We start from the raw sequence: 26,303 nt of genomic DNA on the forward strand, positions 1-26,303 counted from the left end.
CAGGTCGCCGAGATGGATGCGATGTTTCGCCCCCATGCGCGGGAGGCGGGGGAGCGCGTCCGCGACATCTACACGCGAAAGCACACGAGTCCCTTCATGGCGGAAATGGGGCGCAGCATGGGCCGGTGGTTTAAGAACTGGACCGGCGAAGAGCCGCTGCAAGGCTAGGGACGCTGGGCGAGTCGGTGGGGGGGCACCGCAAGCTAGAGCTGCGGGGTGGTGGCCTCGGAACCCGTGCAAACGGATCGCGCCCAGCCGCTTGGTGGCCTCATCGCGCGTCATGGCCGACTTTGTTTCAACTTTTGGGCACTCCAAGCCGGGAAGGCAAAGTAGAGCAAAAAATCGCACTTCTTCTACCTGCGCTTTTGGTAAGAGAACATGCGTCTCTACTTTCCGGGTAGGGGTTCAACTGCCCAAAAGTTGAATTATGCACGGAGCGGGCCTTCGAGAAGAGGCTAAACGGAGGCGAATCGCGTGCAGAGGCCCTTTGACGCAAGCGAAAAGCTGTGCGGTATTCATACAAAACGGGGCCCGCAGGAAGAAGTCCTCCCTGCGGGCCCCGTGGCATAGGCGCGTTCCTAAACAGCCGCCGCTGACGCTCCCTACGGCCTGTCGTCCGGGGCGATGCGTACGAGCTTCTCGGCGCTCTTGAACTTGGTGAAGAGCGGCACGTACTCAACAAACACACTCGAGTTCTCGAGGCCATACCACTGCGCGGGCGATCCAGCAAAGCTGCGGATGGCGTACTTGAGGCCAATGGCCGTGCGCTCGCGGCTCACGACGTCGCTCTCGGGTGCCAAAGTCTTCCGAATCATGCAGAACTGGAAGGAGCCGATGGGGCTCGGGCGCTTGTAAACCGAGTAGTCGCGCGTCTGGGGCGGCAGCTCGCCGGTGGCCGAGAGGTCTTGCACGATCTGGCGCAGGTACGCGTTGATTCGCTGGTTGACCTTGTATCCCAAGAACAGATGCACGCGGAACACGTAATCGGTGCCAAAGTCCTCGATTGAGTACGCGCAGGTGTGCGGGTCGTCCATGACCTCGACGTTGATGAACCACCAGGCACGCGCGCGCTTGGGGTGCTTGTCGAGGATGGAATAGAGGATGTCGCGGTCAAGATAGTCCGTGTTGGTGCCATTGGTGAGATAGACCAGGTTATCGCACAGGCGGTCGTAGGTGGTGTCGTCACGCAAGCGCGCCAGCTGGTCGAGGTACTTGCGCACCGGAAGCAGCGTGGCCTGCCGGCGCTCCACAGCCGTGCCCGCATACCAGCAAAGCATGACGCCCATGATGAGCGCGGCAAGCAAGATGGTGAAGTAGCCGCCGTGGAAGAACTTGGTGAGCGAAGAGCCGAAGAAGAAGCCCTCGAGCATCACGAAGAAAGCAAGGAAGATGAACGGGAAGAACTTCACCTTGCGTACGCGGTGCAGGTAGATGAAAAGCAGCACCGTCGTGCAAAGCATCGTGATGGTGATGGCCAGGCCGTACGCCGCCTCCATGTGCGCAGAGCTCTGGAACAGCAGCACAACGATGATGCAGCCCGCCCACATGACCTTGTTGACCAGCGGAATATAGAGCTGGCCCTTGGTCTCGGACGGATAGAACACCTGCAGGTGCGGCATGAGGTCCAAGCGGCTCGCCTCGGAAACGAGCGAGAACGCGCCGGTGATGAGCGCCTGGGAGGCGATGATGGCCGCGAGTACGGAGAAGACCACGCCGAACGGACGCACCACGCCGGGGAGCATCTGGAAGAAGGGGTTGAGGTCCTCGATGGCGGCGAGTTCCGGGTTGCCGGCATTAGCGAGCAGCCAGGCGCCCTGGCCGAGGTAGCTCAGGATGAGGCACGCCTTCACGAAGGGCCAGGTTGCATAAATGTTGCCCTTGCCCACGTGGCCCATGTCCGAGTAGAGCGCCTCGGCGCCGGTGGTGGCGAGGAAGCAGCTGCCCAAGATCATGATGCCCGCGTGGTTGTTGGGGCTGAACAGGAATTGCAGGCCGTACACCGGGTTGATGGCAAGCAGGATCTTGGGGTTCGTGAAGGTGAAGAGCAGGCCGGTGATTCCCAGGAAGAGGAACCAGCCGAGCATGACCGGCCCGAACGCGCGGCCGATCTTGCTCGTTCCGGCACGCTGCACCACGAAGAGGATGCACACGATGATGAGGGTGATCACCACCACGTTCATCTGGTTGTCGCCGATGATCGCATGGGTCTCGGGGATGGTGCGCAGGCCCTCCACGCCGGTGGTGATCGTCACGGCGGGCGTGAGCACGCCGTCGGCCAGCAGCGCGGAGCCGCCGAGCATGGCGGGGATGATGAGCCACTTGCCGTAGCGCCTCACGATGCTGTAGAGCGCGAAGATGCCGCCTTCGCCGTAGTTATCGGCCTTGAGCGAGATGAGGACGTATTTCACCGTGGTGAGCAGCGTTACCGTCCAGATCACGAGCGAGAGCGCACCGAGCACGAATTCCTCGGTGACGCTCATGATGCCGCCGTTGCCGGCGAGCAGCGCCTTGGTGACGTACATCGGCGATGTTCCGATGTCGCCGTACACGACGCCGATGGTCACGAGCATCGCGGCGAGGCTCACCGGGATGACGTGAGTCTGCGGGTGAGAAGCGCCCTTGATGGTCTTGGGCGGGCGAACGGGCTTGCGCTTGCGGCTCGATGCCGCCGCGCGCTTGCGCCCGCGCTTGTTCCCCTTGCCGGATGAAAGATTCGGTTTGATCGATAGGGACGAAGTCGAATCGGGTGGCGCGGCCACCCCGTCGGTTTCTTCCGAGGCCTCGTCAAGCTCTCGGTTCTTGTCTTCAGAAGACATTGCATAACTCCTTGAGAAGCATGGCACGTCGGCGCGAATCTGCGCCGTGGCACGTCATTATAGCGATAGCGCCTGCAATGTGCTATAGGTCGCGTTATGCCGCGGGGGGCGGGCCGCTCGGCGCGCTTGGAGCCGTTCCGCAGGGCAGCTCCCGCGCGCTGAAGCCGGCGGCTCGTCGGCCGTGACGATTGCCGGCATGCCGCAGCTCCCGCGCGCCGAGGCCGGCGGGCTAGAGCCTCCGGACTAGGTAGCAATGGTGGATGCGCTTGTTGCGCTGGAAATCTTCGGGAATGGTGCGCTCGGTGATGTCTTCGAGGCCTATGCCCGCGGCCCTGAGCGCCTCAACGTCCGGTTTAAAGCTGCGCAGGTTGCACGAGAAGATGGCCACGCCGCCCTGTTCGAGCAGGCCTACAACGCCTTTCAGCAGCTCCACGTGGTCGCGCTGCACGTCCCACGTGCGCTCGCCCATGCGCGAGGAGTTCGAGAAGGTGGGCGGGTCGCAGAAGATGAGGTCCCAGCGGTTGCGTCCGCGAACCTGCTGCTCAACCCACGCGAGCACGTCGTCTCGAACGAAGTGGTGCGCGCTGCCGGTGAAGCCGTTGAGCGCCATGTTGCGCTCGGCCCAGTCGAGATAGGTGTTGGAGAGGTCTACGGTTACGGTTTCCTCAACACCCGCATCTGCGGCGTAGCAGGTCGCCGTGCCCGTATAGGCAAAGAGGTTGAGGAACGTGCGAGCTTGCCGTGCATGCTCGCGCACGAGGCCGCGCGTGATGCGGTGGTCCAGGAAGATACCGGTATCGAGGTAGTCGTTGAAGTTAACCGTAAAGGAGAGGCCGCCCTCGCGGATGAGGACATCGCCCAGCGGCGAGGTGGCATCTGCCTGCGGGCTTCCTCCGTGGCGCACGCTCGCGCCCTGCTTGCCGTACTGCGAGCCTCCGCGCGAGCGCTGCCGCGTCTTGGCGTGGACGTGCTCGGGCGGAACTCCGAGCACGCGCGGAGCGATGGCGAGGATGTCGAGCATGCGGTCGCGGGCCAGCTCGGGGTCGACCGTCTTAGGTGCCGCGTACTCCGCGACGACGATCCAGTGCTCCGTTGCGGGCTCGGCGGCGTGGACGTGTGCGGCATCGAGCTCGTTGCGGTCGCCATCGTGCCCGTGCTCCTCGCCGAGCCCGTTGCGGCCGCCGCCGGCCAGGGCTCGATCTTTATGACCGCGGTCCGCCTCCACGGGCGTCCCCTCATAAAGGTCAATGGCGGCGGAATAGTCGGGAAGATCGGCGTCGTAAACGCGGTAGCAGGTGATGCCTTCGCGCCTTGCCCACTTGCGGCGCTGGCGCGCGACCTTGATGAGGCGCCGCGCGAACTGTTCGGACTCGGGAACGAGGAGGGGAATGGGCTTGCCGTCACCGACGTCGACCGTGGCGCGAGCGGCGCGAGAGGGCTTCTGGTCAGCGGTGCGGTTGCCGCCGGCACCTTTGCCGGAATGGGGCTCGCCCGCCCCCGCACCGGGGTATGGCGTGCCCGCCGCCTCGGCCGAAGCGGATGCAAGGCAAACGAGCTGCAGCTCATCGCTTCCGAGCAAGAGATTGCTGGTAGAGCTTGGTGCGCGCCCGGGGATACGGAGCCCTCCATGGGGGCGCGAGAGCCAGGCGATGGGCATGGACGCGCATGGGGCGAGAGCGGCTGCTTCTGTGGCAAGACGAAGCGCGGATGGGATCACGTCCGGCACCATGACCGAGGTATCCGCCACGATGACGCCCGCCGGCACATTTCGTCCGAGCGCCCTGCGCAGCGCGTCTGCCTTGGGATCGATGATATCCACCGCGCATGCAATGCGGCCCGCCGCGACGACGCGCTTGGATGCTTCGACCGCGCGTTCGTCGGGGTCGGTTGCGACGATGCGCCCGGGCCGCCGGCTCGCTGCCTGCTCGCGTTCGCGGGCCTCGGCGAGAAGCTCGCGCCATATGGCGCGGTCATGGCCGGCCCACCCCTGGAAACCCCAGCGCGTGCGCATGGCGCCGGGTGCCCGGTCGGTCAGCCAGGCTGCTGCTTCCAGCAGAACGCCGCCGTCGGCACAGGCAAGGTCCACGAGTACGGGAGGCTCGGTGCCCGCATCGCGGGCGCTTTGGCAAAGCTCGGGGAAGCCCGTCTCGGCCAGCACGAGCGCAGCGTAGTCGGGGCGCAGGATGTCGACACCTTGGGGCGCGCGAGCCAGCACGGTGCGTGACAAACGCTTGAAGAGCGGCTCTCCACTCAAATCGAGGCCCATGCTCGCTCGGTCGCCGCGAATCGTGAGCACAATGCGGGCATCGGGGGCGTGCGTATCGACCGCCGGGCGCGAGCCCGTCTCGTCTACCATGCGGTCGACGATGCCATCCTTGGCTTTCTGCATGCTGAACCGCGAGTTTCGAAGCTCGGGATTGGTGCCATGGGCAGAAACGGCGATGCTCGCGCCCGGACGGATGATTTCGTGCCAGGGGAGGTCGTACGTTCCTTGGTGCAGGTCGCTGGGCGTGGCGCATGCGAAGCGCCCGAGTACGAGCAGCAAGCGGCTGGCAAGGTGCGACCACAGGCAGACGCGATAGGCGTCGCGCACCGAGCCCTCGAACGAGACGCGTCCCTTAAGGGGGCGCGGGCGCCGTATGCCCAAGGCGCGCAGCTCGCGTGCGAGCGCTTGCTCGAAGGCAGCCGGGCAGCTTGCGTAGAATTCCATGGTGCGTCCTCTCCAGCGTGGGTGCGCCCATTATACGAGAAGGCCTGCAACTGATGCGATTCCCCGCGCGCGGCATGGCATAATGTCAAACGGTATGGGCTAAAACGGATATAGGGGGCGGTTGGGCGTGTCTGAGCAGCCGATGGCTCTTTTCTTTGATGTGGACGGCACGATTATCTGGTATAAGCCGGGAGCCGATGTTGACGCTACGGTGGCCACAGCGGTTCCGAGCCCTGCTGTGGCCGAGGCGTTCCACGCTCTGCGCCAGCGCGGGCACCACCCGTTCATCTGCACGGGGCGCTCGCTCACTCTGGTTTCGGACAAGCTGCTTTCGCTTGACGTCGACGGCCTGGTCACGGCCGATGGCGCGTGCGTAAGCGTGGGCGGCGAGGTCGTGAGCGACGAGGTCGTTCCGGCAGAGCTTCTCATCGATGTTGCGCGCCGCGCGTACGAGACCGACTCCCTCATTATGTTCGAGGGGTCGCGCGCATGCGTGGCCTTGGTCCCTAAGGGAATGGACTATAAGAACGCGATGGGCGTGGGCGTGGTGCATAGCGTGGAGGAGTTCGCCGGTACGGGAGATCTGCGCTTTAGCAAGTTCGTGCTGCAGGAAAGCGACCGTGCCCGGCTCATGACGCCTGAGAACCGTGCGTTTTTCGATGAGCATTTCGAAGAGTTCGCGCTCGGCCTGCCTGTCTACGAGATGACGCTCAAGGGGATGAACAAGGGCGCGGGCGTGCGCCGTGTTCTCGAGATGTTGGGGATTGGGCCCGAGCGTGCGATTGCGTTCGGCGATTCTGAGAACGATCTCTCCATGGCAGATGCCGTAGGGACCTTCGTCGCAATGGGTAACGCGATGCCGGGGGTCAAGGAGGTAGCCGATTACGTTACCGACCCCGTCGAGCACGATGGCGTGGTCACCGCCCTCCGGCACTTCGGCTTAATCTAACCGAGCGTGAATCGCAGACACCGGGTGTCTACGAACCATGTTGAATCGCAGACACCGGGTGTCTACGAACCACGCTCTGCGCACAATGTTGACGGGCAAGAAAAAGGGCCCCAGGCAATCGCCCGGGGCCCTTGCAGTAGTGCCAATCCTATCGAGCTGGCTACTCCAATTCAAATGCACCGGTATAGAGCTGATAGTACACGCCGCGCTTCGCGATGAGCTCGTCGTGGCTGCCGCGCTCGATGATGCGGCCGTGGTCGAGCACGATGATCGCATCGGAGTTGCGCACGGTGGAAAGCCGGTGTGCGATCACGAAGGTGGTGCGCCCGCTCATGAGCGCGTCCATGCCCTTCTGCACGATGGCCTCGGTGCGCGTGTCGATCGAGCTGGTTGCCTCGTCCAAGATCATGACCGGCGGGTCGGCCACCGCCGCGCGCGAGATCGAGAGCAGCTGGCGCTGGCCCTGGCTCAGGTTCGAGCCGTTGTCGGTGAGCATGGTGTTGTAGCCCTCGGGCAGACGCTGGATGAAGCTATGCGCGCCGGCAAGCTTGGCCGCGGCGATGCATTCCTCGTCGGAGGCGTCGAGCCTGCCGTAGCGGATGTTGTCCATGACGGTGCCGGTGAACAGGTTCACGTCCTGAAGCACCATGCCGAGCGAACGGCGCAGGTCGCTCTTCTTGATTTTGTTGATGTTGATGCCGTCGTAGCGGATCTTGCCATCCTCGATATCGTAGAACCGGTTGATGAGGTTGGTGATCGTCGTCTTGCCGGCACCGGTTGCGCCCACGAAGGCGATCTTCTGCCCCGGCTCCGCCCACACGCTCACGTCGTGCAGAACCGTGTGGCCGGGCTTGTAGCCGAAGTCCACATGGTTGAGGCGCACATCGCCGCGCAGGGGAACGAGCGTCGTGGTGCCGTCGTGATGCGGGTGCTTCCACGCCCAGCGGCCGCTCTTGGTGTCGTTGGTCTCAACGAGCTCGCCGTTCTCCATCTTGGTGTTCACGAGCGTCACGTAGCCCTCGTCGTGCTCGGGCTCTTCGTCCATGAGCTCGAAGAGGCGCTCGGCTCCCGCGAGGCCCATGACCACCGAGTTGATCTGCTGCGAAATCTGGCCGATCTGGCCGGAGAACTGGCGCGTCATGTTGAGGAACGGCACCGTCACCGCGATGGAGAACCCAAGGCCCGAGATGGACAGGTTGGGCACGCCCAGCTCGATGAATACGCCGCCCATGAGCGCCACGATGACGTACATGAGGTTGCCCAGGTTCATGAGGATGGGGCCCAGGGTGTTGGTGTACATGTTCGCGGCGCGCGCGGCGCGGAAGAGCTCCTCGTTGCGCACGTCGAAGTCCTCCTGAGCAGCCTCTTCGTGGCAGAAGACCTTCACCACGCGCTGGCCGTTCATAATCTCCTCGACATGGCCCTCGACGATGCCGATTTCCTTCTGCTGCGCGATGAAGTTGCGCGCGGAGCGGCTGCCCAGCACCTTGGTCATGTAGGCCATGAAGCCCACGCCGGCCACCACGATGATGGCCATCCACACGCTGTAGTAGATCATCACGCAGAACACCGAGATGAGCGTCACCATCGTGAGCGTGATGTTGGGCAGCGACTGGCCGATCATCTGGCGCAGAGCGTCGATGTCGTTGGTGTAGTGGCTCATGATGTCGCCGCGCTGGTGCGTGTCGAAATAGCTGATCGGCAGGTCCTGCATGTGATCGAAGAGCTTCTCGCGGAACTTCTCAAGCGAACCCTGGGTGATAACGGCCATGGTGCGCGTCCAGGTGAAGTTAAGGATGAGCGATACGCAGTAGATGCCGATAAGCGTGATTACGAGCGAGCCGATGCGCCCGGCAACGGACTCCCAGTCGCCCGATTCCCATGTGGCGGTCACGATCTCGAGCGCGCGCTGCATGAAGGTGGCCGGCAGCGACGACAGGATAGCCGAGACCACGATGCAGCAGATTACGAGCGGAAGCGCCTTGGGATAGAACTGGAACAGCGTCTTGATGAGACAGCTGAGCGTCTTGGTGCGCACGCCGGACTTCTTGACGGGCGGCTTCTTGCGGCCCGCGACGTTCTGGCGCGTGTCTTCGGGCTTGGGGGCCTCGGGGGTGTTTACGCCCAGGGTGTTCTTGAAAGCGGTCTCTGCCGAGTTGCTGCTACTCATGTGCGGCACCTCCCTCCATGGTGGCGGATGCTTCGGCGGCGGTCACGGTTTCGGTGGCCGCGTCGTTGGCGGACGTATCGCCGGCAGCGGGCGCGGCGGTCTCGTCGGCGGTTGCGGCCGCGACCTCGTCCTCCTCGCCGGTGCGGTTCTGGCTCTCATAGGTATCGCGGTAGATGTCGCACGTCTGCATGAGCTCGGCGTGCGTTCCCAGGCCCGCGATATGGCCGTTGTCCAGTACAAGGATGCGGTCGGCGTGCTCCACGGAGCTCGTACGCTGGGCGATGATGATCTTGGTGGTCTCGGGCAGGTAGCTCGCCAAGCCTTCGCGGATGAGCGCATCGGTCTTGGTGTCCACGGCGCTCGTGGAGTCGTCGAGGATCAGCACCTTGGGGTGCTTGAGCAGCGCACGGGCGATGCATAGGCGCTGCTTCTGGCCGCCCGACACGTTCGTGCCGCCCTGCTCGATATAGGTGTCGTACTTCTGCGGGAAGGTCTGGATGAACTCATCGGCTTGGGCGAGCTTGCACACCTCGACGAGCTCGTCGTACGTGGCGTTCGGGTCGCCCCAGCGCAGGTTCTCCTTGATGGTGCCGCTGAACAGCACGTTCTTCTGCAGCACCACGGCCACGTTGTTGCGCAGGAACTCCAGGTCATAGTCGCGTACGTCGACGCCGCCCACCTTCACGGAGCCCTCGGTCACGTCGTACAGGCGGCTGATGAGGTTCACGAGCGAGGTCTTGGCCGAACCGGTGCCGCCCATGATGCCCAAGGTCTCGCCGCTCTTGATGTGCAGGTCGATTTCGGCGAGGGCGCGGTGCTCCGCCTTCTCGGAGTAGTTGAACGTGACGTGGTCGAAGTCGATCGAGCCGTCCTTCATCTCGGTGACGGGGTTGGCCGGGTCCTTGATGGTGGGTTCGGTCTCGATGACCTCGACGATACGCTCGGCGCTCTCCTGCGCCATGACGATCATGGCGAAGACCATCGATACCATCATGAGGGCCATGAGGATCATGAAGCCATAGGTGGTGAGCGCGCTGAACTGGCCCACGTTGAGGAGGGTGCCGCGGCTCGAGATGATGAGGTAGCTGCCGAACTGGATGACCACGACGAACACCGTGTAGACGGCGAAGTTCATCATGGGGGTGTTGAGCGCGAGGATCTTCTCGGCGCGGGTGAAGTCGCGGCAGACATCCTGCGCGGCGCGGCTGAACTTCTGCTTCTCAAAGTCCTGGCGCACGTAGCTCTTCACATCGCGCATGCCGGTGACGTTTTCCTCGATGGACTCGTTCAGGGCATCGTACTTATGAAATACAGAGCGGAAGATGGGGTGCACCGTGCGCACGACTTTATACAGGCCGAAGCCGAGCAGGGGCACGACGATCACGAACACCGCGGCCATGGGGCCCGCCATGATGAAGGCCATGACGATGCTGCTGATGAGCAAGAGCGGGCAGCGCACGGCGGTGCGGATGACCATCATGTAGGCTAGCTGCACGTTGGTGATGTCGGTCGTGAGGCGCGTGACAAGCGAGCTCGACGAGAACTGGTCGATATTGGCGAAGCTGAACGTCTGCACGGCGGCGAACACGTCGTGGCGCAGGTTCTTGGCAAAGCCGCAGCTTGCCTGGCTGCACGTGAGGCCCGCGCCGATGCCGAAGGCGAGCGATGCCAGCGCCATGCACACGAGCACGCCCGCGTAGGGCAGCAGCTGAGCAAGGCCGGCGCCCAGCTGGATGGCATTGATGAGCTGCGCCGTGACGAACGGAATGGCCACCTCCATGACCACCTCGCCCGTCACGATGATGGGCGTCGCAATGGCCGCGCGCTTATACTCACGGATGCTCGCCATGAGTGTTTTAAGCATTGAGTTCCTCCCATCGATTCCGTACTTTTCCTAAGAGCATGAGCAGCGTTTCCTGCTCCTCGTCTGTGAGGTTCGAAAACGCCTTGCTGCGAAAAGCCTCCCGAGCCTTAAGAGCCTGCAGGGCCTCGCGCTCGCCTTCCTTCGTGAGGTGGACGAAGAGCTGGCGGCGGTCATGCGGATCGCGCGTGCGCTCAATGAGGCCCGATGCCTCGATTTTGGCGAGGATCTCGGAGAGCGACCCGGGCTTGAGCTCAAAGCGCGCGCCGAGGGCCTGTTGGGACATTTGGCCGCCCATGCAGTGGAGCAGGCAGAGAATGGGCTCCCGTCCCGAGCGTCCTCCACCGTGGAAATGCAGGTAGTGGCCGCAGAACCCCAGGTTGCGGATGATGAGGTCTGCTCGCGTGGGGTCGGGCATGCCGGGGCAGGCGGAGTCCTGGCCGGTCGCTTCCGCGCGGGTCGCGCCAGATGTGTCCGGAATGGCATCCATGTGGATCGGGATCTCCTTTCAACTGGTTGGTGGATTTTGAACCAACATAGACTACTACTGCGCAAGAAGATGTCAAGGTACCAAATTAGTCTGGGTCATTCTGGGTCATTCTGGGACGGGTCCGTTTTGACTCATTTTGAAATGGCGCCCCTCAGTTCGCCTGAATGAGTCAAAACGGACCCGTCCCAGAATGACCCAGAATGACTCGGCGCTGCTCGCCCTTCACCGCAGCTTCGGTCGCGCTGGGCGAAATGAATGTAAGCCGAACCCGTGCGAGGGGTAGGCTCGATTACAGCGTATGAAAACGGCGCGCGCTGCCAACCGGATGACTCGGCCGCTTCGCCCCGCGCGCCCGGCGACGAAGGAGGCTCCCATGGGTGCGCCCAAAACCGGCAATGTGAGGAACGTGGTGCTCGTAGGCCAAGGCGGGGTGGGCAAGACCTCGCTCGCGGAGGCCATGCTCCACCTTTCTGGCAAGACCGCTCGCTTAGGCGGCCATGCGGGCACAAAGCCCACGCTCGACTATGACGCCGAGGAGGTCAAGCGCGAGTTCTCAATTTCGACCTCCATTGCGCCGATTGACTGGAAAGACGTCCGCATCAATGTGCTGGACGCGCCGTGCTACCCCGACTTCATCGGCGATGCCTACGCCGCCATGAGCGTGTGCGAGACCGCGCTCTTCGTGGTCGACGCCGCCGAGGGGCCGCAACCCACCACGGTCAAGCTCTGGTACGCCGCCGAGGACCTGCGTCTGGCGCGCGCGGTGTTCATCAATCGCATCGACAAGGAGAACGCTGATTACGACGCCTGCATGAAGGCCCTGCGCGAGCGCTTCGGCATGCGCTTGGGCGCTGTGACGTTGCCATGGGGCACGGGCGATAGCTTCGAGGGCGTCATCGACATCGTGCGCATGAAGGCCCGCCACTGCGAAGGCACCACGCAGGAGGAATTCGACATCCCCGAGGAGTACCGCGAGGCTGCCGAGGCCGCCCGCGAGCAGCTCTGCGAAGCCGTGGCCGAGGCCGATGACGACCTTATGATGAAGTACCTCGACGGCGAACCGCTCACCCAGGAAGAGGTCGAGGGCCTACTCTCCGAGGCCATCGCCAAGCGCCTGTTCGTTCCCGTGTTCGTGGGTTCCTGCACCAAGGAGCTCGGCGTGCATTCCGTCATGGACGATGTGGCCACGTACTTCCCGAGCCCCACGGATTACGGCGAGATGCCGCTCGTTGACGGCGACACGCTCAAGATCTCGGCAGAGGACGACCGACCCGTGGCCTTCGTCTTCAAGACCTTGAACGATCCCCAGCAAGGGCGCATCAGCTTCCTCAAGGTGCTCACCGGCACGCTTACGCCCGGCATCGAGCTCACCAACGCGCGCACCCGCAAGGGCGAGCGCCTGGCGCACCTGTATGTGATGTGCGGCCGCGAGCAGACCGAGGTGGGCAAGGCCGAGGCCGGCGACATCATCGTGACCACCAAGATCGCCGCGGACACGGGCGATACGCTCTCCGTCTCCGGCAAGATCGAGGCGGCTGCCTTCCAGTTCCCCAACAGCCAGTACCGCATCGCCATCGAGGCCGAGAACCGCTCGGACGAGGACAAGCTTTTCACCTTCATCGACCGCGCCTGCGAGGCCGACCCCACCATGAAGATCGAGCGCGACGAGGAGACCGGCCAGACCATCATCTCCGCGGTGGGCGAGGCGCAGGTCAGCGTGCTGCTCAACCGCCTGGAGGAGCGCACGAAGGTCTCGGCGCACATCGTGCCCATCAAGATTCCGTATCGCGAGACCATCCGTCGCGTGGCGAGTGCCCAGGGCCGTCACAAGAAGCAGACCGGCGGCGCCGGCCAGTTCGGCGATTGCTATCTGCGCGTCGAGCCGCTGCTTGACGGCACCGACTATGAGTTCGTGGATGAGGTCGTGGGCGGCCGCATCCCGCGCGCGCTCATCCCCGCCGTGGACAAGGGCGTGCAGGAGACCATGAAGGAAGGCGTCATCGCAGGTTACCCGCTCACGGGCGTGCGCGTGGCGTGCTATGACGGTTCGTATCACCCGGTCGACTCCAACGAGATGGCCTTCCGTGCGGCGGCGCGCATCGCGCTCAAGAAGGCGTGCGCCGACGCCGACCCCGTGGTGCTTGAGCCCATGGAGAACATCACCGTGACCATCCCCGAGAGCTACGCCGGCGCCGTGATGGGCGACGTGTCCGGCTCGCGCGGCCGCGTGACCGGCATGGACACCGACGAGCATGGCAACACGGTGGTCACGGCGACGGTGCCCTACGCGGAGCTGGTGGATTACGCCACGCGTCTGCGCTCCATCACGCGCGGTACGGGCGATTTCACCATGGAGCCCGCCGGCTACGAGCAGGTGCCATACGACGTGCAGAAGCACCTCGTTGAGTTCTATGAGGAGAGCCGCGCCCAGGGCCACTAGCAGCTGGGCTTGGGCCTTATTCGTGCAAAGCGCTGCGGGAAGCGACTCGCCCGCGGCGCTTTGCGCGTCTTTGCGCGTATGATAGAGAAGGAGTCCGGCCGCGCCGGACGTTGGCCATGGTGGTCGTTGGTCGTATTACCGTTAGCGGTGCTGGACGGTGGCCATGCTAGCCGTTGGCCGTGTTAGATGGTAACCATGTTGTACGTTATGTGCTGCGAGGAGGGCATATGTCTGTTGTTACCTTGAAGAATGGTGAGCTCACCGCCGCCATCGATGCCATGGGTGCCCAGCTTACGAGCCTTGCGCTCGGAGGCAAGGAATACCTCTGGCAAGCTGATCCTGCTGTGTGGGGCAAGCATGCGCCGATCCTTTTCCCCATCGTGGGCTCCATCCGCGATGGCAAGGCGGAGTCTGCCCAGGGCGAGGTGACGCTCGGGCGCCACGGGCTCGCGCGCGATTACGAGCACGCGGTTGTGGCGCAGAGCGAAGGTTCCGTAACCTTCGAGCTCGCGGATTCCGAGGAAACCCGCTCGGCGTATCCGTATGCCTTCAAGCTCAATATGACCTATGAGCTCACGGGCCCCGCGAGCCTTACCCAGACGTTCCGCGTGGAGAACACCGGCGATGTCGACCTGCCCTTCTCCGTGGGCGGCCATCCGGCGTTCAACGTACCCGCACCCGGCGGCGAGGGGGAGGCGTTCGACGACTACGAGCTTGCCTTCACCAAGCCGTGGAGCTGCGTGGCGCCGAAGATTTGCGACGGCGGGCTGCTCACCTACCGTACAGCGGAGATGGTCATTGACCGCTCCGATGTGCTGCCCATCACGCACGAGCTCTTCGCGGCGGATGCCGTGATGCTGAGTGAGGTGCCCGACGACACGCTCACCCTGCGCAGCCGCGTTTCCGGCCACGGCGTGAAGATTGATTTCCCCGGCTTCAAGTACATTGGCATCTGGAGCGCCGAGGGCGATGCTCCGTTTGTCGCGCTCGAGCCCTGGACGGGACATGCGACCCTCGATACCGAGGACAACGTGTTCGAGCATAAGCGCAACATAACCATTCTTGCTCCCGGCGAGGTTGACGAGCGCTCGTTTACCGTGACGCTGCTGTAGCCATGCCCGGGGCGGCGACGCGTCGGGCGCCGTCGATTGCTTGATTTGCAACTTTTGGGCACTTCATGGGGTAGGGGCAAAGTAGAGCTGGAAAGCGCAAGCGATGTACCTGCGGGTTCTTTGGCGGAAAAGGCTGCTCTACTTGCCCTCCCATCAATGAAGTGCCCAAAACTTGTATTGAGCATGATTGGGGGCGCCAAGCGCGGGGGATTTTGCCAGATGGTGAGCTTGGAGGAGAGACGATCGTGGGGCAGGGGCGATAATCCCGTGGGGCAGGGCGGTATCGAATCCTTTTGGTTGCTCAGTCTCGCGGCAAAAAATGGGTACCATGAGCCCATGTCGGCATTATGCATGGTTATGCGCCGCATAGACTGTTTGGCTGTTTGCTTGCCGGCGGTCCTGCGGCGTTCAAATCGGAAAGGCCCGCTGTGCTTGAGCTCAAAGGCATCACCAAGGATTATCCATCTGGCGACTCGGTTGTCCATGCGCTCAAGGGCATCTCTGTTACCTTCCGCAACCAGGAGTTCGTGAGCATTCTCGGACAATCGGGATGCGGAAAGACAACGCTGCTCAACATCATCGGTGGCCTCGACCAATACACGCGCGGCGACCTCGTGATCAATGGCCGTTCAACCAAGAGCTATCTCGACCGAGATTGGGACACGTACCGCAACCACAGCGTGGGCTTCGTGTTCCAGAGCTACAACCTTATTCCGCATCAGAGCGTGCTGGCCAACGTCGAGATGGCGCTCGTGCTATCCGGCACGCCCAAGGCGGAGCGGCGGCGCCGGGCGGAGGAGGCGCTTAGGCGCGTGGGCCTCGGCGAGCACCTGCGCAAGCGGCCAAACCAGCTCTCGGGCGGGCAGATGCAGCGCGTGGCCATCGCCCGCGCCATCGTTAACGACCCCGAGATCATCCTCGCCGACGAGCCCACCGGCGCCCTCGACACCGAGACCTCGGTCGAGGTCATGGATATCCTGAAGGAGCTCAGCCGCGACCGCCTTGTTATCATGGTCACGCACAACCCGCAGCTTGCCGAGGAATATTCCGATCGCATCGTGCGCATCCAAGACGGCCTGATCACGAGCGACTCCGCTCCGGTCGACCCTGCGCGCGAGCGCCTCACGCCCGAGCAGGTTCAGGCCCACGCGGTGGCCGATGCTCGCAAGGGCAAGCGCTCGATGAGCTTCCGTCAGGCGCTCGCGCTCTCGTTCAACAACCTCATGACCAAGAAGGGCCGCACGTTCCTGACGGCGTTCGCCGGCTCGATCGGCATCATTGGCATCGCGCTCATCTTGTCGCTTTCCAGCGGCACCCAGGATTACATCAAGGAGACGGAGGAATCCACGATGGGCAGCTACCCGCTGACCATCAACCAGACCTCGACGGACCTTACGAGCGTCATGGGTGTGCTCATGGGCACGAGCGACGAGCGGACCGGCCAAAACGACAGCGGCGGCGTTCAGTCGAAAAACATCGTGAGCGACATGGTCTCGAGCATGGCCGAGGGCTCCACCGAAAACGACATGGGCGCTATCAAGACATGGATCGACAGCGACCCCGCCATCGGGGACAGCCACTTGAGCGAGCTGGTGACCGACATCCAGTTTACCTACGCGACGCCGCTCAACGTGTACCGATCCGACACGACCTCGGGCGCCGTGCAGGTTAACCCGGCGACCGTGCTCGACTCGCTCGGCATCGCGATGGGCGAGACCCAGACCGAGATGATGAGCACGATGAACGGCGGCAGCGGGTCGGCGTACGACGTGTGGACGGAGATGCTCGCCAACAAAGAAACGTGGGAGCGCGACTACGACGTGGTGGCTGGACGTATGCCCGAGGCATGGAACGAGGTCGTTATCTACGTGGATGAAAACGACCGGATCAGCGACTACACCCTCTACGCGCTCGGGCTCCTCGACCAAAGCGAGCTGCGCGGCATGATGAGCGACGTGATTGCCGGCCGGAAGGTGGAAGATAGCGAGCAGACGAGTTACACCTATGACGAGCTCATGGGCCTCACGTTCAAGCTGGTGCCCGAGAGCAGCAAATACGCCCAGCAGCAAGACGGAACATGGGCCGACATGAGCGACGACGCGGATTATATGCGCGGCGTGGTGGACGATGCCGAGGAGCTGCGGGTGGTGGGTATCGTGCGCCCGAGCGAGGAGAACGACACGGGCAGCAACTGGGGCGCCGTGCTCTATACGCCAGAGTTGACGGAGCACCTGGTGGAGGCTGTGAACGCCAGCGATGTGGTGGCTGCGCAAGAGGCGAACCCCAACACCGATATCTTCACCGGCCTCCCGTTCGAGGACACCACGGTGAACCTCACCATGGACGCCATCGAGGCAATGATCGACCAGATGCCGAGCGAGCAGGGGGCTCAGCTTCGCTCCTATGTGGACGGCCTGCGCGAGGACGGCCTTTCGGACGAGGAGATCGCCTCGGCCTTCAGTCGGCAGATGAGCGAACAGACCGACAACGCCACATACGACGGGAACCTCGAGACGCTGGGCGTATGCAGCCTGGAAGAGCCGAGCTCCATTAGCATCTACCCCATAGACTTCGAAGCGAAGGAGCAGATTGACGCGCTGATTGACGACTATAACGAGCAGATTCGCGCATCGGGCGAGGGCACGGAGATCCAGTACACCGACATGGTGGGCATGCTCATGTCGAGCGTGACGGATATCGTGAACGCACTGACGTACATCCTCATTGCGTTCGTGGCGATTTCGCTTGTGGTGAGCTCGATCATGATCGGCATCATCACCTATATCAGCGTACTGGAACGCACGAAGGAGATCGGCATCTTGCGCGCAATCGGGGCGAGCAAGAAGGACGTGAGCCGTATCTTCACGGCGGAGACGTTCATCATCGGCCTCGTTTCGGGCGTGCTGGGCATTGTGGTGACAGTGCTGTTGGATATTCCGGCCAACATGATCATTTACCAGATTACCGGTGTGGAGAACCTGGCTTCTGTGCCGGTGGCCGCCGGAGCGGTGCTTGTGCTGATCTCGGTGGGGCTCTCGTTCCTGGCGGGGCTCGCGCCGAGCCGCATGGCTGCCAAGAAAGACCCGGTAACCGCGCTGCGCACCGAGTAGTCCCGATGGGGGCGCCCGTGCGCTAGGCGCCCGTTCCCTCGTGCGCGACCTGCCCCGGCTTCGCGCTTCGTCTACGTGCGCTTGAGGCGCCGCTGCCTCTGCGGTATGTAGCCTGCGGGCGTTCGTGCAATGCGCTATGCTTGGTGCCCTCGTGCCGCCCGTCGCGCGCCCCGCACGGCGGCGTGAGCTGCGCGGCAGCGGGTGGCACCGAAGCGGCGAAAAACACGGCAAGACGGGAGCGCGCATGGGAACCTATATAAGCAACGTGCAAACAGCGGTGTTGCTGTTCCCCTTGCTCTCGGCGTTGCTTTCGGTTCCTTATGCCATCTACCAGTACCGCAGCTACGGCAGCATCTCTCTATGGAAGACCTTCCTCGTCTTCTCGTTCATCTTCTACCTCATGTGCGCGTACTTCATGGTCATCTTGCCGCTTCCGGCGGACCGCAGCATCGTAGTGCCTGGGGCGCAGCACCCGCAGCTCGTTCCGTTCCGCTTCATGCGCGCCCTCGAATCCGGGGCGCCGCTCGACCCAACATCTCCGGCGTCGTGGATCGCGTTCCTGCGCCGCCCCGACATCTACACGGTGTATTTCAACGTGCTGCTTACCGTACCGTTCGGTGTCTACCTGCGCTATCTGTTTCATCGCCGCTGGTGGCAGGCGCTCGTGCTGGGGTTCGCGCTCACCTTGTTCTTCGAGATATCGCAGATCACGGGGCTTTTCGGCATCTACGAGCATCCGTACCGGCTGTTCGACGTCGACGACCTCATCACCAACACGCTCGGCGCCATGCTTGGGTTCTGGGCCTCCATTCCGCTCTGCCACTTCCTGCCCGACCTGCGCGATGTGGACGAGCGGTCCATTGCGCGCGGCGCGGCGCACACCTCGTTCTCGCGTCGCCTGCTCGCGTTTGGAATCGATATGGCTGCCACCGCCGTCGTGCTTTGGCTGTATGGCATCGTGGTGCCGGCTGGACCGTCGGCTGCAAGCGAGCGATTCGCCGTGCTGGCTGGTTCGCTGGTCGCCACGTTCGTCACCTTCATGGCCATTCCCGTCATCACGCGCGGCCAGACGATCGGCCATATGGTGCTGCGGCTGCGCGTTGTGCGCCCCGATGGCTCGAGTGCGCGCAGCTGGCAGTACATCGCGCGCTACGGCCTTCTGTTCTGGGTGTTTCTCTTGTTGCCCAACTGGGTGAGCGCTCTGTTCCCAACCGGGGGAGTTACGCTCCATGCCGGGGCGGACGAGGTCTCTATCGGGGCGACCGCGATAGAGGCCGTGCTGGCAAGCGTCTACCTGTTCTGGCTGGTAACTATCGCGCTCCGGGCGGCGCTTTCGGCCTTCAAGCACCCGTTCGTGATGCTCAACGGTGTTATCTCCAACACGCGCGTGATGTCCGAGGCGCAGGTTGAGCGTCTGCGCGCCGAGCGCCACGCGCAGAGCTTGGAGGAGGAGCTCGCGCAGAACGATCTGGGTGCGAGCTCGCTCGAAGACGCTTTCGACTCCTCGTTCGATGCGGTGTACTCCGACGAGGAGGACGCCGAGATCGATGCGATGAGGGCGGACGAGTAGCGCAGAGCACTGGGCTGGGGCCGGGGAGGGGTGCTCCGCGCGGCGTGCCGGGGCCTGGGAACGCGTTCCTTGCGCGGACGTTACGGTTTTGCTGAGCGTTCCCGTCGCGCATCTACCTCAGTGGGGCTGTGCCATAATAGGCGGGTATCAGCCGAACAACAGAGAGGACGCTATGTCCCACGTAGATGCATCGATTGCCCTTGCTTCAGCCCCTTGCGACGCGGCGCTGCCGAGCTCCAGCCAAGATGATGCGCTCCATGAGGAGTGCGGTGTCTTCGGCGTTTGGGCGCCCGGCCTCGACGTCGCGCGACTCACATACTTCGGCCTCAAGGCGCTGCAGCATCGCGGCCAGGAATCGGCGGGCATCGCGGTGGGCGACGGCGGCACGGTGATGGTCCGTAAGGACCTGGGCCTCCTCGACCAGGTGTTTTCGAACGCAGACCTTAGCTCGCTCACGGGCGACCTCGCCATCGGACATGTGCGCTACGGCACGGCGGGTGCCAAAAGCTGGGAGTCCGCGCAGCCGCATCTCTCGACGATCAACGACGTGATCATTGCGCTGGCGCATAACGGCACGCTCGTGAATACCGACGAGCTGCGCCGCCAGCTCATCGACCTGGGCGTCTCGTTCATGTCGAGCTCCGATTCCGAGGTCGCGACGCGCCTCATCGGGTATTTCACCCAGCGGACGAGCCATCTACGTGAAGGCATTCGCAAGACGATGGAGCTCGTGCGCGGCGGATATGCCATGACGCTCATCAACGAGCATGCGCTCTACGCGTTCCGCGACCCGTTCGGCATTCGCCCGCTTGTGCTCGGCCGCCTGCCGCTGGAATGCCAAAAGGGGGACAGCTCACAATGTGACGCTGAGGTCTCCGTTGGGGCCGATGGTTGGGTCGTTGCATCCGAGACCTGCGCGCTCGATATCGTTGGCGCGGAATACGTGCGAGACATCCGTCCCGGCGAAATACTTCGCATCAGCGAGGAGGGGCTCGTCTCCGAGCAGGGTGTTCCCGCTGCGCGCGAATCGGCCGAGTGCATCTTCGAGCAGGTGTACTTTGCCCGCCCCGATTCCATCATGGCCGGTAAGTCGGTCTATGCGTGCCGCTACGACATGGGCCGGCAGCTTGCGCACGAGGCGCCCGTCGATGCCGATATGGTCATTGGCGTTCCGGACAGCGGCTTGCCGCCGGCGGAGGGCTATGCGCGCGAGAGCGGCATTCCCTTCGGCGAGGGGCTCATCAAAAACCGCTATGTCGCGCGCACTTTCATCCAGCCGACGCAGGAGCTGCGGGCAATGGGCGTGCGTATGAAGCTCAACCCGTTGCGCGACAACATCGCTGGTAAGAGGCTCGTGGTGATCGACGATTCCATCGTGCGCGGCACCACCATGGTGCAGCTGGTGAAGATGCTGCGCCAGGCCGGCGCGGCCGAGGTGCACGTGCGCATCAACAGTCCCGAGGTCGAGTGGCCGTGCTTCTATGGCATCGATACCGGTGTGCAGAAGCAGCTCATCAGCGCGAATAAGTCGGTTGGCGAGATTTGCGAATACATCGGGGCCGATTCGCTCGCCTTCCTTTCCGTTCAGGGCTTGCTTGCGAGTCTGCCCAAGCGCGGCTACTGCACGGCGTGCTTTACGGGAGTCTATCCGGTGGCGATACCGTCGAGCTTTGGCCGGGACAAGTTCATGGCGGGCTACGACCCCTGCAACCTCACGCAGGCCGAGGCAATCGGCGAGGCGGCGGTGACCTCCAAGGACCGCGACCGCAGCTGGGAAGAGAAGCACGGCGTTCGATAGCCGCTGATGGTAGAATCCAAGCGAGCCGCAAGGTATTGGGGTGCGCGCGGCGCCTCGATGCTGATGGCTGGGCTGTATGCGAACGCCGGGGCGCGGGCCTCGGCTTTACGAGGGAGATCCCATGGCGTCATACGAGGGAAAGCGTTTTCGCGGTGACGGCGAGAGGCCGTCGTCCATGGGAGGGGCTGCCGGCGGCACCCGGCCGGGAAGCCATTTCTCGAGTGCATCTTCGAGGGGCGACGGTGCGGCCTCCGTGGGTGCGTCCGCCCGCCATGCCGCGCAGCCCGGCTCAGCTCCCCACGCTGCGGGCCAGCCTGGGGCTTCGCGCCCCGCTGTTCAGCCCCCTGCGCGCATTCAGACTTCGCGCTCCCAGCGAACAAATCGCGCTCATGCTTCGTACCAGCCGGAGGGCGCGGCGCAGAGCTATGCCTCTTCTGCCGTTCCGCGTGGGCGAGCTGCTTCCCGCGGTGCGGCATCCGCCCATGCTCGGGGTGGTTCCTCGGGCGGCCGCCGCGGGCCGGGCGGCGGGCACGGATCGGGGCGTGACGATCGCGGGAGAATGGGCGGCGGGCGCAGCAAGCGCAACATCGTCTCGTACGTTCTCATCGGCATCGGCGTTGTGTTGCTGCTCGTTGCCGCCGGCATCTTCATTTGGGCGCAGCTGGGCTATCGTCAGGCCGCCGAGGCCTACTCGAACCTCACCCAGTACGTCACGGTAGATTCCGAGGGCGACGGCATTCCCGTTGTGGACTGGGACGCGCTCAAGGCGCAGAACGAAGACATCGTCGCGTGGATCTACGTGCCCGGTACCGATATCAGCTACCCCGTGGTGCAGGGCGAGACCAACGATGAATACCTGCGCACGCTGCCCGATGGCACGTGGAACAACAACGGCAGCATCATGCTCGATTGCGACCAGACGGCGCCCGGCATGGTAGACCAGCAGACCACGGTTTACGGCCACCATATGAACGACGGCTCCATGTTCCAGCCCATCGAGCAAACGCTCGACCAGGCAAGCTTCGATGCCATGGACACCGTGTATTACCTCACGCCCGATGCTACCTACAAGCTTACGCCGCTGTTCACCGCGCGCGTTGAGGAAAGCTATGTGGAGGCGCGGCAGGCCAATTTCGGAGACACGGCTGCTCTGCAGCAGTACCTGACGGACCTCCGCTCCTATGCCCAGGCGGAGGCGTCCGACGTTGACGAGCGCCTTTCCCAGACCGAACAGGTGCTGTCGCTCGTTACCTGCAGCGGCATGGCTCCTGCAGATCACCGTGCGGTCATGGTGTGCACCATTGCCGAGGAAACGCCGGCTGCTGGCGCCTCGTCAACTGCAGAATAGGCGGTTTTCTTGTGCGCGAGCCTGCTCGAAAGGCCCGTCAATGGCCCCCCGGGCAATGTCGTTGCAAGTTTTGGGCACTTGAATGCGGGACCACGAAGTAGATCCCGTTCGGTCACCTCTGTAACCTGCGGTTTTCTTGCGTCTGGTGCGCGGTCTACTCGGGCTCTCTCAGATGAAGCGCCCAAAACTTGAAAGAAGACAACCACGTGGCTTGCGTGCATCCTCACGACTCCTGCGAGCTCCCGCATCGAGCTGGTATGATGGCAGGAGGAAACGTTCCTCCACGGAAAGGATTCGCGTATGAGCGAGACAGCTAGGCATATCACGTATGAAGATGCCGGCGTAGATACTGCCGAAGGGGGCCGTGCCGTCGACGCCATCAAGCAGATGGTTGCCGAGACGTCTCGCCCTGAGGTTATCGGCGGTATCGGCGGGTTCGGTGGCTTGTTCTCCGCTGCGGCCCTCAAAGACATGGAGGATCCCATCCTCATCAGCGGCACCGACGGCGTGGGCACCAAGCTCGTGTTGGCGCAGGTGCTCGATCGCCACGAGACCGTGGGCCAGGATCTTGTTGCCATGTGCGTGAACGACATCCTTGCGAGCGGCGCCGAGCCCCTCTTCTTCTTGGACTATGTCGCCATCGGTCATATCGAGGCCGAGCACATGGCCAAGATCGTAAAGGGCGTGGCCGATGGCTGCAAGCTTGCGGGCTGTGCGCTCGTGGGCGGCGAGATGGCCGAGCACCCAGGCGTTATGCGTCCGGACGATTACGATATGGCGGGCTTCACGGTGGGCGTGGTCGATCGGCCCAAGATGCTCGATCCCGCCAACGTGCGCCCCGGCGATGTGATCATCGGGTTGCCCAGCTCCGGCATTCATTCCAACGGCTATTCGCTCGTGCGCCGCGTGATTGGCGTTGATGGCCTTGTGCCGGGAACGCCCGAGGCCGAGGCCAAGCGTGCCGAACTCGAGCAGCCTGTGACCGAGCTTGGTGGAGAGAGCCTGGCCGACGCCCTGCTCGCTCCCACGCGCATCTACGTCAAGCCTGTCCTCGGGCTTCTACGCTCCGAGGCGGGCGCCCGCGTCCACGCAATTGCGCACATCACGGGCGGTGGCATCACTGAAAACCTCAATCGCGCGCTCGCGCCGGATGTGGACGCCGTGGTAGAGCGCACCGTGTCGCCGACGGGCTTCTCGATGGGCTGGGATGTGCCGCCCGTCATCTCCTATATCTCCCGCGCTGCGGGCCTCACGCCCAACGAGGCGTGCAAGACGTTCAACATGGGCGCCGGCCTTATGGTCATCTGCCCGGCCGATGCCGAGGACGCGGTCGTAGCCGAGCTTGAGGCTCAGGGCGAGCGCCCGTTCCGCGTGGGCACGTGCGTTGCCGGCTCCGGCAAGGTGGTGTACAGCGATGAGCGATAACGAGAATCGCTCCACCTGCCAGGAGGCTACGGCTTTCGCAGGTGCGGACGAGGCATATCGCGCCGCTGTCGAGGAGGCCGGGCTCCCGCCCGAGGCACTCCCGAGCGATTCGTTCTTCGCGCCCTCCGTTGAGCGCGAGGTCGATCGCGCCCGCGCCGAGGCGGTTTCCGCTGCCCGCTCTGCTGCCGTGGGTTCCTCCGAGCCATCGGAAACGCTTGCGGCAAGCCCCGTCTACCAGGCCGCGTTTGCCGAGGCGCGCCGACGCATCGAGCAGCTCGAGGCGGCTTTCGACGTGGAGGCCGGAAACGCGCTGCAGGCTCGTCGTGCTGCCGCGCGTGCGGCGGGCGAGGACCTTCCGCCGCTTAAGATCGGCGTGCTCATCTCGGGGTCGGGCACCAACTTGCAGGCGCTTATCGACGAGATTGCCTCCGGCAACCTCAATGCCGAGATCGTGCTCGTGGTCTCGAGCCGGCCGAGTGCGGCGGGGCTCAAGCGTGCCGCGGCGGCAGGAATCCAGACCCTTGCGCTCTCCAAAGAGATATACGCCGATCCCTGGGACGCCGATGAGGTCATCGCCACCGAGCTCAGGCGCGCGGGCGCGGAGTACATCGTGATGGCGGGCTATATGCGCAAGGTTCACGAGCCGCTGCTTATGCTTTGGCCCAATCGCGTGGTGAATCTGCATCCCGCGCTGCTGCCGAGCTTCCAGGGCGCGCACGGCATCCAAGATGCCTACGATCGCGGCGTCAAGGTCACTGGTGTGACGGTGCATTTCGCTAACGCCGTCTACGACCAGGGGCCCATCATCGCGCAGGAGGCCGTGCGCGTCGAAGAGGGCTGGTCGGTCGACGAGCTCGAAGCGGCTATCCATGCGGTCGAGCATCGCCTGTATCCGCAGGTTGTCGAGCTTCTCGCCGAGGGACGCGTTCAGGTGCGCGAGGACCTTACCGTTTCCGTCGATCGGTCGTAGCCGATCGCTCTCATACAACCCTTGCTCGCGGTTTGAATCAGCGGGCCCTTTCCGGAATGAGCTGTCTCCCACTCACGGGCTTTTGCCTGAGGGGGCAGTTCAGAATCGGGGTGGGCCCGTACCTTTAGCATGGTGCTTCGGCTGAGTCTTTCTTGCACCTTGCATGCGGGTGCGAGCAGCGTAGTATCATAGGCCCTAGCAATTTCCGCTTGAACGGCAAGGAATGTCCTCATGTCTATGAACAAAGCCAACACGCCGGGCGCGCAGAAGGCCACGAGTCGCAAGCGCTCGGACAAGAACGCTCACCCGCGCACCGCGTCCCAGCAGGTCAAACAGCCCACGAAGGCAGATTTCAAGCGTGAGAATCGCAAGAAGATGGGCACGGGCGTCAAGTACGTGCTCGTAGCGATCGGAGTGCTCGCCATGGTGTTGTCGGTCACAAGCGTTGCGTGCTCGGGCATCCTTAACCAGGTGTCCAACAGCAATGGCTACGAGCTTACCGGTGGCGTGGCGGCAACGGTGAACGGCGTCAAGATTACGGAAGACACTGTAACCGAGCAGATCATGAGCACGCGCTCTTCGTTGGGCTACGACAGCGATGAGGACTGGGCCAACTATCTTGCGAGCAGCGGCATGACGCCCGAAAGCTACCGCGAGAGCGTTATCGATAGCATCGCCGACCAGCTGCTCGTGAGCCAGGCCGAGCGCGACAACAACATTACGGTCAGCGACGAGGAGGTCGACGAGGCGTGGCAGGAGGCCGTTGCCAACTATGACTCCGAGGACGCCTTTATCGAGCTCCTGTCGCAGATTGGGTATACCGAGGAGACGTATCGGGAGAGCCTGCGCCAGAACCTCATGACCCAGAAGCTCTATGATGCGGTCGCGCCGGTCGAGGATCCCACGGACGACGAGATCATCGCTTACGCGAACGAGAACCTCGACACCTATAACGGCGCCAAGCGCTCGTCTCACATTCTGATCAAGGTCGACTCCGAGGCCGACGACGCCACCAAGGAGGAAGCCAAGCAGAAGGCGCAGGACATCCTCGACCAGATTAACGCGGGCGAGATCTCGTTCGAAGACGCCGCGAAGGAATACTCCGAGGACAGCTCTGCTAGCAACGGCGGCGACGTGGGCTGGGATAAGCTCTCCTCGTTTGTCGAGGCGTACCAGACGGCGCTCGACGGGCTTGAGAAGGGGCAGATCAGCGGCGTGGTGGAATCCGACTACGGGTACCACATCATTCAGTGCACCGATGTCTTTAGCGTAGACGGCGAGGTGACGTCGATCGATCAGATTCCCGAGGACCTGCGCGACACGTTCTCGAGCAGCGTTAAGTCGACCAACCAGCGCACCGCGTACAACGATTGGCTTACCAAGACGCGCGAAGAGGCCGACATCCAGATCAACGATATGCCGGAAAACGTGCCGTATAACGTTGACATGAGCTCGGCGAGCTCGAGTGATGCGAGCACCGACGAGGCTTCTACCGGCGAGGACGCGCAGGGTTCGTCAAGCGAATAGGCTTGGG

Annotated in this window: 15 protein-coding genes; 10 read left to right on the forward strand and 5 right to left on the reverse strand. The window is 63.4% G+C overall.

Annotated elements, in window-relative coordinates; translation table 11 throughout:
* Positions 1–602 precede the first annotated feature (602 nt).
* Both HGEM_RS00570 and HGEM_RS00575 read right to left on the reverse strand, forming a co-directional pair.
* Positions 603–2,816, reverse strand: a complete 2,214-nt coding sequence (locus HGEM_RS00570) for a KUP/HAK/KT family potassium transporter (RefSeq protein ID WP_019127450.1) — start codon at positions 2,814–2,816, stop codon at positions 603–605.
* 229 nt (positions 2,817–3,045) lie between these two features.
* The gene (locus tag HGEM_RS00575) at positions 3,046–5,526 is read right to left on the reverse strand and encodes a class I SAM-dependent methyltransferase (RefSeq protein WP_019127451.1); all 2,481 of its coding nucleotides are present in this window, start codon (positions 5,524–5,526) and stop codon (positions 3,046–3,048) included.
* 127 nt (positions 5,527–5,653) lie between these two features.
* On the opposite strand from HGEM_RS00575, the gene HGEM_RS00580 reads away from it, so the two are divergent.
* Positions 5,654–6,475 (forward strand): HAD-IIB family hydrolase, encoded by an 822-nt coding sequence (locus tag HGEM_RS00580; RefSeq protein ID WP_019127452.1) that lies wholly within the window; start codon positions 5,654–5,656, stop codon positions 6,473–6,475.
* A 160-nt stretch (positions 6,476–6,635) separates the two neighbouring features.
* On the opposite strand, the gene HGEM_RS00585 is transcribed toward HGEM_RS00580, so the two are convergent.
* From HGEM_RS00585 to HGEM_RS00595, 3 genes are read right to left on the reverse strand one after another with little or no spacing between them, the layout of a single operon-like run.
* The gene (locus tag HGEM_RS00585) at positions 6,636–8,645 is read right to left on the reverse strand and encodes an ABC transporter ATP-binding protein (protein ID WP_019127453.1); all 2,010 of its coding nucleotides are present in this window, start codon (positions 8,643–8,645) and stop codon (positions 6,636–6,638) included.
* Positions 8,638–10,509 carry an ABC transporter ATP-binding protein gene (locus HGEM_RS00590; RefSeq protein WP_019127454.1) on the reverse strand — a complete coding sequence of 624 codons (1,872 nt, stop codon included), beginning with the start codon at positions 10,507–10,509 and terminating at the stop codon, positions 8,638–8,640. Before HGEM_RS00590 ends, HGEM_RS00585 begins: the two co-directional genes overlap by 8 nt.
* The gene (locus tag HGEM_RS00595) at positions 10,502–10,996 is read right to left on the reverse strand and encodes a MarR family winged helix-turn-helix transcriptional regulator (protein WP_019127455.1); all 495 of its coding nucleotides are present in this window, start codon (positions 10,994–10,996) and stop codon (positions 10,502–10,504) included. The genes HGEM_RS00590 and HGEM_RS00595 overlap by 8 nt, the downstream gene beginning before the upstream one ends.
* Positions 10,997–11,369: 373 nt before the next feature.
* Between HGEM_RS00595 and HGEM_RS00600 the strand changes: the two genes are divergently transcribed.
* From HGEM_RS00600 to HGEM_RS00640, 9 genes are all read left to right on the forward strand, one after another.
* The gene (locus tag HGEM_RS00600) at positions 11,370–13,436 is read left to right on the forward strand and encodes an elongation factor G (protein WP_019127456.1); all 2,067 of its coding nucleotides are present in this window, start codon (positions 11,370–11,372) and stop codon (positions 13,434–13,436) included.
* Positions 13,437–13,663: 227 nt separating this feature from the next.
* Complete coding sequence (locus tag HGEM_RS00605; RefSeq protein WP_019127457.1) at positions 13,664–14,548, forward strand: aldose 1-epimerase family protein; 885 nt, start codon at positions 13,664–13,666, stop codon at positions 14,546–14,548.
* Between the two features lie 428 nt (positions 14,549–14,976).
* The gene (locus tag HGEM_RS00610; protein WP_019127458.1) at positions 14,977–17,658 is read left to right on the forward strand and encodes an ABC transporter ATP-binding protein/permease; all 2,682 of its coding nucleotides are present in this window, start codon (positions 14,977–14,979) and stop codon (positions 17,656–17,658) included.
* Positions 17,659–17,902: 244 nt separating this feature from the next.
* Positions 17,903–19,228, forward strand: coding sequence for a VanZ family protein (locus HGEM_RS00615; RefSeq protein ID WP_019127459.1), 1,326 nt, complete (start codon positions 17,903–17,905; stop codon positions 19,226–19,228).
* 172 nt (positions 19,229–19,400) lie between these two features.
* Entirely contained in the window at positions 19,401–21,026 is a 1,626-nt protein-coding gene (gene purF / locus HGEM_RS00620) for an amidophosphoribosyltransferase (RefSeq protein ID WP_019127460.1), read from the forward strand.
* Positions 21,027–21,147: 121 nt separating this feature from the next.
* On the forward strand, positions 21,148–22,374 hold the full coding sequence (locus HGEM_RS09870; protein ID WP_081580757.1) for a class B sortase: 1,227 nt from the start codon (positions 21,148–21,150) through the stop codon (positions 22,372–22,374).
* 300 nt (positions 22,375–22,674) lie between these two features.
* Entirely contained in the window at positions 22,675–23,799 is a 1,125-nt protein-coding gene (gene purM / locus HGEM_RS00630) for a phosphoribosylformylglycinamidine cyclo-ligase (RefSeq protein WP_019127462.1), read from the forward strand.
* A 310-nt stretch (positions 23,800–24,109) separates the two neighbouring features.
* Positions 24,110–24,769 carry a phosphoribosylglycinamide formyltransferase gene (gene purN / locus HGEM_RS00635; protein WP_051008464.1) on the forward strand — a complete coding sequence of 220 codons (660 nt, stop codon included), beginning with the start codon at positions 24,110–24,112 and terminating at the stop codon, positions 24,767–24,769.
* A 231-nt stretch (positions 24,770–25,000) separates the two neighbouring features.
* On the forward strand, positions 25,001–26,296 hold the full coding sequence (locus HGEM_RS00640) for a peptidylprolyl isomerase (RefSeq protein WP_019127464.1): 1,296 nt from the start codon (positions 25,001–25,003) through the stop codon (positions 26,294–26,296).
* The last annotated feature ends 7 nt before the right edge of the window (positions 26,297–26,303 follow it).

The sequence above is a fragment of the Enorma massiliensis phI genome (assembly GCF_000311845.1).
Classification (GTDB): domain Bacteria; phylum Actinomycetota; class Coriobacteriia; order Coriobacteriales; family Coriobacteriaceae; genus Enorma; species Enorma massiliensis.